Annotated in this window: 9 protein-coding genes; 5 read left to right on the forward strand and 4 right to left on the reverse strand. The window is 60.5% G+C overall.

The window, feature by feature from the left end; all coding sequences use genetic code 11:
* The first annotated feature begins 94 nt into the window (after positions 1-94).
* From pqqC to B0W55_RS27780, 4 genes are read left to right on the forward strand one after another with little or no spacing between them, the layout of a single operon-like run.
* Positions 95-847, forward strand: coding sequence for a pyrroloquinoline-quinone synthase PqqC (pqqC, locus tag B0W55_RS27765; protein WP_077049105.1), 753 nt, complete (start codon positions 95-97; stop codon positions 845-847).
* Complete coding sequence (gene pqqD / locus B0W55_RS27770; RefSeq protein ID WP_077049106.1) at positions 844-1,119, forward strand: pyrroloquinoline quinone biosynthesis peptide chaperone PqqD; 276 nt, start codon at positions 844-846, stop codon at positions 1,117-1,119. The genes pqqC and pqqD overlap by 4 nt, the downstream gene beginning before the upstream one ends.
* Positions 1,120-1,126: 7 nt before the next feature.
* Entirely contained in the window at positions 1,127-2,263 is a 1,137-nt protein-coding gene (gene pqqE, locus B0W55_RS27775; protein ID WP_371807304.1) for a pyrroloquinoline quinone biosynthesis protein PqqE, read from the forward strand.
* On the forward strand, positions 2,229-4,055 hold the full coding sequence (locus tag B0W55_RS27780; protein WP_077049108.1) for a S9 family peptidase: 1,827 nt from the start codon (positions 2,229-2,231) through the stop codon (positions 4,053-4,055). The genes pqqE and B0W55_RS27780 overlap by 35 nt, the downstream gene beginning before the upstream one ends.
* Positions 4,056-4,164: 109 nt before the next feature.
* Here the strand turns inward: B0W55_RS27780 and B0W55_RS27785 are convergent, their stop codons facing one another.
* From B0W55_RS27785 to B0W55_RS27795, 3 genes are all read right to left on the reverse strand, one after another.
* Positions 4,165-4,323, reverse strand: a complete 159-nt coding sequence (locus B0W55_RS27785; RefSeq protein ID WP_003228885.1) for a YqaE/Pmp3 family membrane protein — start codon at positions 4,321-4,323, stop codon at positions 4,165-4,167.
* Between the two features lie 83 nt (positions 4,324-4,406).
* Complete coding sequence (locus tag B0W55_RS27790) at positions 4,407-4,727, reverse strand: DNA-binding transcriptional regulator (protein WP_077049109.1); 321 nt, start codon at positions 4,725-4,727, stop codon at positions 4,407-4,409.
* A gap of 243 nt (positions 4,728-4,970) precedes the next feature.
* Positions 4,971-6,254: an aspartate aminotransferase family protein gene (locus B0W55_RS27795; protein ID WP_077049110.1), complete on the reverse strand. Its 1,284-nt coding sequence runs from the start codon at positions 6,252-6,254 to the stop codon at positions 4,971-4,973.
* Positions 6,255-6,423: 169 nt separating this feature from the next.
* On the opposite strand from B0W55_RS27795, the gene B0W55_RS27800 reads away from it, so the two are divergent.
* Positions 6,424-7,326 (forward strand): LysR family transcriptional regulator, encoded by a 903-nt coding sequence (locus B0W55_RS27800; protein WP_077049111.1) that lies wholly within the window; start codon positions 6,424-6,426, stop codon positions 7,324-7,326.
* 243 nt (positions 7,327-7,569) lie between these two features.
* Here the strand turns inward: B0W55_RS27800 and B0W55_RS27805 are convergent.
* On the reverse strand, positions 7,570-7,960 hold a 391-nt coding region (locus B0W55_RS27805; protein WP_175645581.1), incomplete at its 5' end, for an acyl-CoA dehydrogenase C-terminal domain-containing protein.

Genomic DNA, 7,960 nt, shown 5'->3' on the forward strand with positions numbered 1-7,960 from the left:
CACAATTGACCGCATTCCAAGGTGGGAGCGGGCTTGCTCGCGAAGAGGCCCGCCCAGACACCAAGAACCCACCGGTTGTACCCGGAGACCCGCAATGACCGACACCCCGATGTCCCCCACCGAATTCGAGGCCGCCCTGCGCGCCAAAGGCGCCTACTACCACATCCACCACCCATACCACGTGGCGATGTACCAGGGTCGGGCCACCCGCGAGCAGATCCAGGGCTGGGTTGCCAACCGTTTCTACTACCAGGTGAACATCCCGCTCAAGGATGCCGCGATCCTGGCCAACTGCCCCGACCGCGAGATCCGCCGCGAGTGGATCCAGCGCCTGCTGGACCATGACGGTGCCCCCGGTGAAGACGGCGGCATCGAAGCCTGGCTGCGACTGGGCCAGGCGGTGGGCCTCGACCCCGACCAGTTGCGTTCCCAGGAACTGGTGTTGCCCGGGGTGCGTTTCGCGGTGGACGCCTACGTCAACTTCGCGCGCCGCGCCAGTTGGCAGGAAGCCGCCAGCAGCTCGCTGACCGAGCTGTTCGCGCCGCAGATCCACCAATCGCGCCTGGACAGTTGGCCGCAGCATTACCCGTGGATCGACCCGGCCGGCTACGAGTATTTCCGCACCCGCCTGGGCCAGGCGCGCCGCGATGTGGAGCATGGCCTGGCCATCACGCTGGAACACTACAAGACGCGCGCAGGCCAGGAGCGCATGCTGGAAATTCTCCAGTTCAAACTGGACATTCTTTGGAGCATGCTCGATGCCATGAGCATGGCCTACGAGCTCAATCGCCCGCCCTATCACAGCGTCACCGAGCAGCGGGTCTGGCACAAAGGAATCACCTTATGAGTTTCGATCGCAGCAAGACCCCGACCTGGCGTCCCGGCTACCGCTTCCAGTACGAACCGGCCCAGAAAGGCCACGTGCTGCTGTACCCTGAAGGCATGATCAAGCTCAATGAAAGCGCCGCGTTGATCGGCGGTTTGATCGATGGCCAGCGCGATGTGGCCGCGATCATCAGTGAACTCGACCAGCAATTCCCCGGCGTGCCCGAACTCGGTGACGACATCGAGCAATTCATGGAGGTTGCCCGTGCGCAGCACTGGATCGAACTTGCCTGATTCGTCGGTGCAAATCCCGCCCAAACCGGACATCGGCCTGCCGCTGTGGCTGCTCGCCGAGCTGACGTATCGCTGCCCGCTGCAATGCCCGTACTGCTCCAATCCGCTGGACTTCGCCGAGCAGGGCGAGGAGCTGAGTACCGAGCAATGGATCAAGGTCTTTCGCCAAGCGCGGGAAATGGGCGCTGCACAACTGGGGTTTTCCGGCGGCGAGCCACTGGTGCGCCAGGACCTCGCCGAGTTGATTGCCGAAGCACGCAAACTGGGTTTCTACACCAACCTGATCACCTCCGGCATCGGCCTGACCGAGCAGAAAATCAGCGACTTCAAGAAGGCCGGCCTCGATCACATCCAGATCAGTTTCCAGGCCAGCGACGAGCAGGTGAACAACTTGCTCGCGGGCTCGAAAAAGGCCTTCGCGCAAAAGCTGGAAATGGCCCGGGCCGTGAAAGCCCACGGCTACCCGATGGTGCTGAACTTCGTCACCCATCGGCACAACATCGACAGGATCGACCGCATCATCGAGCTGTGCATCGCGCTGGAAGCGGACTTCGTCGAACTCGCTACCTGCCAGTTCTACGGCTGGGCCCAACTCAATCGTGTCGGGTTGTTGCCGACCAAGGAGCAACTGGTTCGCGCCGAACGCATCACCAATGAATACCGCGCCAAACTGGAAGCCGAAGGGCACCCGTGCAAGCTGATCTTCGTCACGCCGGACTACTATGAAGAACGCCCGAAAGCCTGCATGAACGGCTGGGGCAGTATTTTTCTGACCGTGACACCGGACGGAACGGCGCTGCCCTGTCACGGCGCCCGACAGCTACCGGTGCAGTTTCCCAACGTGCGCGATCACAGCATGCAGCACATCTGGTATGACTCGTTCGGCTTCAATCGCTTTCGCGGTTATGACTGGATGCCCGAGCCGTGCCGCTCCTGCGACGAGAAGGAAAAAGACTTCGGCGGTTGTCGCTGCCAGGCGTTCATGCTGACCGGGGATGCGAGCAATGCCGACCCGGTGTGCAGCAAATCGCCACATCACGGCGTGATTCTCAAGGCCCGCGAAGAAGCCGAGCACGCGTCCCAGACCATCGAACAATTGGCCTTTCGCAATGAACGAAACTCACGCCTCATCGCCAAGAGCTGAACCCTTCAGCGCCGCCAAAGCCGTCGCCGCCGGTATCGATTTCGCCGAACTGCAGCTGGGCCCGCGCGGCCTGTTCTGGAACGAATACCGTCCGGACGATGGCGCCTGCCGAATCTGGCATTGGCGCGACGGGGTGGCCAATTGTCTGACACCGACCGGGTTCAGCGTGCGCAGTCGAGTGTACGAATATGGCGGTGGGGCGTTTTGTCTGACAGACGACGGGGTGGTTTTCGTCAACGAGGCGGACCAACAGTTGTATCGTCAATCGCTGGCGGGCGAGGCGCCCGAGGCGCTGACTTCCGGCCCCTGCCGCTACGGCGACTTGCAGTTCGCCAATGGGCAGGTGTTGGCGGTTGAAGAGCAGGGCGATCAGCATCGTGTGGTCGCCATCGACATGGCCGACGGCACGCGTAATTTGCTGGCCGAAGGCGCCGATTTCTATGCCGCCCCGACGCTCAGTCCAGACACGCGACGCCTGGCCTGGATCGAGTGGAGCCGCCCGGACCAGCCGTGGACCGCGACTCGTTTGATGGTTGCTGAACGTCAGAATGACGGTGGCATTGGCCCGGCTGTCTGCGTAGCGGGCGGTGAAAGACAAGAGTCTGTGCAACAACCACGTTTTGATCAGCGCGGCCGGTTGTATTGCCTGACGGATCGTGGCGGTTTCTGGCAGCCCTGGGTGGAATCTTCGACAGGGCTGATTCCGTTGCCGAGCGCGGCGGCCGATCATGGCCCAGCCCCTTGGCAGCTCGGTGGATGCACCTGGCTGGCGCTGAGTGAAGAACGTTATCTGGCGAGCTGGACCGAAGGTGGCTTTGGACAGTTGGGCATCTGCGGCGCCAACAGTGAAACCTTTGCTGGCGACTACAGCCGATTTCGCAGCCTCGCCCTGAATGAGCAATTCATTTACTGCATCGCAGCGTCACCGATCAGCGCTTCGGCGGTGATTGCCATCGACCGCCAGACCCGGCGGGTCAAGGTGTTGGCGGGAGGCACCATGCCGTTGCCCGCCGAACAGATCAGCCGCCCGCAAACCTTGCGCTATCCCAGCGGTTCGGGTGAGGCCCATGGTTTCTTCTACCCGGCAATGACCTCGGATACGAAGCCGCCGTTGGTGGTGTTCATCCACGGAGGCCCGACCTCGGCCTGCTACCCGGTGCTCGACCCGCGCATTCAGTACTGGGCACAACGGGGTTTCGCCGTGGCCGATCTCAACTACCGCGGCAGCAGTGGCTATGGTCGTGCCTATCGCCAGGCCCTGCATTTGAGTTGGGGTGAAGTCGATGTGGAAGATGCCTGCGCGGTGGTCAGTCATCTTGCCGAACGCGGATTGATCGACGGCGACAACGCATTCATACGCGGTGGCAGTGCCGGTGGTTACACCACGTTATGCGCGCTGGCCTTCGCCAATGTATTCCGTGCCGGTGCCAGTCTCTATGGCGTCAGTGACCCCGTCGCCCTGGCCCGGGCCACCCACAAATTTGAAGGCGACTACCTCGACTGGCTGATCGGCGATCCGTTGCAGGACGCCGAACGCTACGCCGCAAGAACCCCGCTGCTGCACGCGGGCAACATTCGCGTACCGGTGATCTTCTTTCAGGGCGAACTGGACGCCGTGGTCGTGCCGCAACAGACACGGGACATGGTCGAGGCCCTGCGGAACAAAGGCATTCTGGTCCAGGCCCATTACTATGCGGACGAACGCCACGGCTTCCGCAAGGCGACTAATCAGGCCCATGCACTGGAGCAGGAGTGGTTGTTTTATCGGCGGGTGATGGATTGGCAGGACTGATCAGAAATGGCGGCGCCCCCTTCGCGAGCAAGCCCGCTCCCACAGGGTCTTGTCTACTCCTGTGGGAGCGGGCTTGCTCGCGAAGGCAATCTACCGGACGACACAGGACTCAACGCTTGGCGATGATATACACCGCATGCACGATCCCCGGAATGTAACCGCACAGCGTCAGCAGAATATTCAGCCAGAACGCCCCGCCAAACCCGACTTGCAAAAACACACCCAGCGGCGGCAACAGAATGGCGATGATGATGCGAATGAAATCCATGGGGCAGCTCCTGATTGATGTCGGCTCATGCGAGCCATACATGCAATCGACCTGTACCGTTGGTCAGGGTTCAGCTCAAATCCTCAAGCCAGGATTTCCAGACCGTGTTTTTGAACGATGCTCAGTAACTTCAGCGCCATGCCACTGGGATGTTTATCCCCGGCCTCCCATTGCTTGACAGTGGAAGCGCTGGTGTTCAGATAACGGGCGAACACTGGCTGACTGACATTGTTCCGCTCGCGCAGCGCCTTGATCTCATCCGCCGGGATTGCGTCCGGTACTGCCGCAAGGCAGGACTCATCAAACTCCCGCATGGTCGCCTTGCTGATTGCGCCAATGGCATACAGAGCACTGGCCGATTCGTGGATCGATTCCGCCGCTTCGCTTTTAAATTTTTTGCTCATTGCGATATCTCCAGAAACTCCTTCATATCCAGCATCCGCTGGATGTTTCTCGATGAAAATGGTCGTTTGGTGCCGGCATTCCTTGCCGGCCCTCTAAAAAGCCATTGATTCATTCATCGCTCAAGCCGGAACTCGCACCTGGCAAAACCCAGCCACAAAAAAACGCCCCACACCAAAAGAATCAGGCATGGGGCGTGCGTTTTACCGCGAGACGGTTCGGGTGTTTGCGCAGGATGCGTCCGCTTAGACGGCGATGCCTTTGCGGCACTGCACTTGCGCAGTGCGTACACGGGAGAAGGCGCGGGCCAGGCGCAGGAGCATGTCGTCGATGTTGGCCTTGCTGACGGTCAGTGCCGGGGTGAAACGCAGGCAGCCGGGTTGCGGGGCATTGATCAGCAAGCCTTCGTGCAGGGCCGCCTTGACCACCGCATCGGCGCAGTCATCGGACAGGTTCAGGCCCCAGAGCAGGCCTTGACCGCGCAATTCACCGTGACCATAGCGATGGGACAAACGCTGCAGGCCTTCACGCAGGTGTTGGGCCGATTGCGCGACATGGTCGAGAAATCCCTTGTCCTGCACGTTGTCGAGTACCGTCAGCCCGGCGGCTGTCATCAGGGCATTGCCATGATGGGTGCCGCTGATTTCGCCGGTGTCGAAACAGCAGGCCTTGCCCCGTGCGAGCAACGCCGCCAACGGCACGCCACCGCCCAGGCCTTTGCCCAGCACGACGATATCGGCCCGTACGCCGTAGGACTGTTCGGCCAGCAAGGTGCCGCAGCGGCCGATGCCGGTTTGCACCTCATCGAGGATCAGCAGGATGCCAAGTTCGCGGCACAGGCGTTCGACGCCTTTGAGGTAATGCGCGGTGGCCGGAATGACCCCGGCTTCGCTCTGGATCGGTTCGAGCATGATCGCCACAGTGCGCTCATCCACCGCCTCATGCAGCGCCGGAAGATCATTGAATGGCACCTGGCTGAAACCCGGGAGTTGCGGCTCGAAGCGGTTGATCAGGGTCGAACTGTCCGACGCGGGAATCGTCCCCAGACTACGACCATGGCAGCCGTTACTCGCAACAATGATCCGCGAAGCGCCGTTGCGATGTCGTTGACCCCACTTGCGCGCCAGCTTGATCGCCGCCTCACACGCTTCGCTGCCGGTGTTGAGCAAATAGGCCTGGTCGCTGCCCGTGCTGCTGCACAGGCGTTCGGTGAGGCTGAGCATGCCGCGATTGTGCAGGCCGAAACCGGGGTTGATCAGCGCCTGGGCTTGCGCCGTGATCGCGCTGACCAGTGCTTTGGGGCTATGGCCGAGGCTGTTGGCCCCGCCGCTTTGGGAAAAATCCAGGTAAGCGCGGTCGTCGCCGTCCCACAACCAGGATCCCTGACCCCGAACAAATACCTGCTGCGGGCGTTCGACGCTGGGCATCAGGTAATCGCTGGAAAGATTGCCATTGGCGGTGGAGAAGGAAGTCTCTGCCACCAGCTCTTCAAGATCAGGTGAAGGACGGCGCAGGCTGAACAGATTCATTGATTCAGCCCTCGTAGAAGAATTGTTGCCTTGCCTATGCAAACACCATCGAAACAAACGGTATTCATCGCGTTCTGTGGCCCTGTAAGCCCTGTCAATACGGTTAGACTAGGCTCAGGCAAGGCCTTGAGCCATTTCGATTTCCGAGCATTTTCAATAAGTATCTCTTATGGATTTCAAGCAACTGCGCTATTTCGTCGCCGTATATGAAGAAGGCCACGTCGGCCGCGCCGCCGAGCGTCTGTCCATCTCTCAGCCGGCGCTTTCCCAGCAAATCCGTCATCTGGAACAAAGCCTGGACGTCAGCCTCTTCGAACGCAGCAGCAAACGCCTGTTGCCGACGCTGGCAGCCCACACCCTGTACAACCACGCACTGCCCTTGCTCGATGGGCTGCAACGTGCGCGCGAAGCGCTGGGTAACTTCAAGGGCCAAGCGGTTCGCACCCTGGCCATCGGCGTTCTGCAAACCGTGCACACCAGCCTGGTGCCGCAAATGCTCGAACGGGTGCGCAAGGCGCAGCCGCATCTGGTGGTGCAGATCTATGAACTGACGGGTCTGGACATCGAACGACGATTGCTCAATGGCTCGCTGGATATTGGCATCAGTTACTTGCCGCCACGGCAACCGGGGTTGCACGGCGTGATGCTGTACGAAGATGAACTGACCCTTGTCATCCCTGCGGAACATCCACTGCGCGAATTCAAGAAAGTGTCCATGAGCCAGGCGGCCGAATTGCCCATGCTGCTGCTTGGGGAGGAGTTTCAGGTGCGCCAGATCTGGCAGGCGCAACTGGCGAATCTTGGAAGACGACCACAGGTGCAGGCCGAACTGAACAATATGGCGGGGATTCTCGGTAGCTTGCCGCACACGAGGCTGGCAACGGTACTACCCGGGCGCTCACAAAAGGCTTACGGCAATAAGGATCTGTTGTGGAAGCCACTGACTGAGCCACGGGTGCCGCTGAAGGTGGGGTTGGTGTGTCGTGACGTGCAACGGCAACAGGCCTCGCTGGCGTTGCTGCGAACCGTGCTGGAAGAAGAGATGAGCCGGCCGGACGACCGCTTTCAATAGGGTGCCCGAGCGCTGGGCACTTTTTCGCAGGCATAAGAAAACCCCGCCGAAGCGGGGCTTTGCAGACTGTTTCCCTGACATCCATTTCACTCCGCCACCCTGGCAGAATCCTACGTGTCCGTGTTGTTGCTTTGCGCTTCCTGCGCTACGTCCATGTGAAGTAGATTAGCCGTGGATCCAATTCGCTACCATGGGAGAACAGCAGCACGTCATGTAAGAGAAAGCTTACATGCGGTTACATCTTCAGAACTGCGCTGCATCCAGCAAAAACAGCGACTCGCTACCGGCCTTCACCGACGCGCTCAGCGAGTGAATCCGCGGCAACAGGCGGGCGAAATAGAAACGCGCCGTGCCCAGTTTGCTCGCGTAGAAATCGTCCTGCGTTTCCTTGCCCAACGCAGCCTTGGCCATCAGTGCCCACATGTAGGCATAGGCGACATAGCCAAACACGTGCAGGTACTCGACCGACGCCGCGCCGATTTCATTCGGGTTGGCTTTGGCTCGATCCAGCAACCAAGCGGTCAATTCATCGAGCGTGGTCACTGCGTCGTTCAGCGGCTTGGTGAACTCCGCCAGATCGGCGCTGGCAGTGGCGGTGAAGTGACGAATCTCATCGGCGAACAGGTTATAGAAC

It is taken from the genome of Pseudomonas sp. KK4, from assembly GCF_001984065.1.
GTDB lineage: Bacteria > Pseudomonadota > Gammaproteobacteria > Pseudomonadales > Pseudomonadaceae > Aquipseudomonas.

Coding starts and splice junctions, on each gene's coding strand:
- B0W55_RS27785 (WP_003228885.1), bottom strand. CDS start 4,323: ATGGATTTCATTCGCATCATCATCGCCATTCTGTTGCCGCCGCTGGGT.
- B0W55_RS27800 (WP_077049111.1), top strand. CDS start 6,424: ATGGATTTCAAGCAACTGCGCTATTTCGTCGCCGTATATGAAGAAGGC.
- B0W55_RS27795 (WP_077049110.1), bottom strand. CDS start 6,254: ATGAATCTGTTCAGCCTGCGCCGTCCTTCACCTGATCTTGAAGAGCTG.
- pqqD (WP_077049106.1), top strand. CDS start 844: ATGAGTTTCGATCGCAGCAAGACCCCGACCTGGCGTCCCGGCTACCGC.
- B0W55_RS27780 (WP_077049108.1), top strand. CDS start 2,229: ATGAACGAAACTCACGCCTCATCGCCAAGAGCTGAACCCTTCAGCGCC.
- pqqC (WP_077049105.1), top strand. CDS start 95: ATGACCGACACCCCGATGTCCCCCACCGAATTCGAGGCCGCCCTGCGC.
- B0W55_RS27790 (WP_077049109.1), bottom strand. CDS start 4,727: ATGAGCAAAAAATTTAAAAGCGAAGCGGCGGAATCGATCCACGAATCG.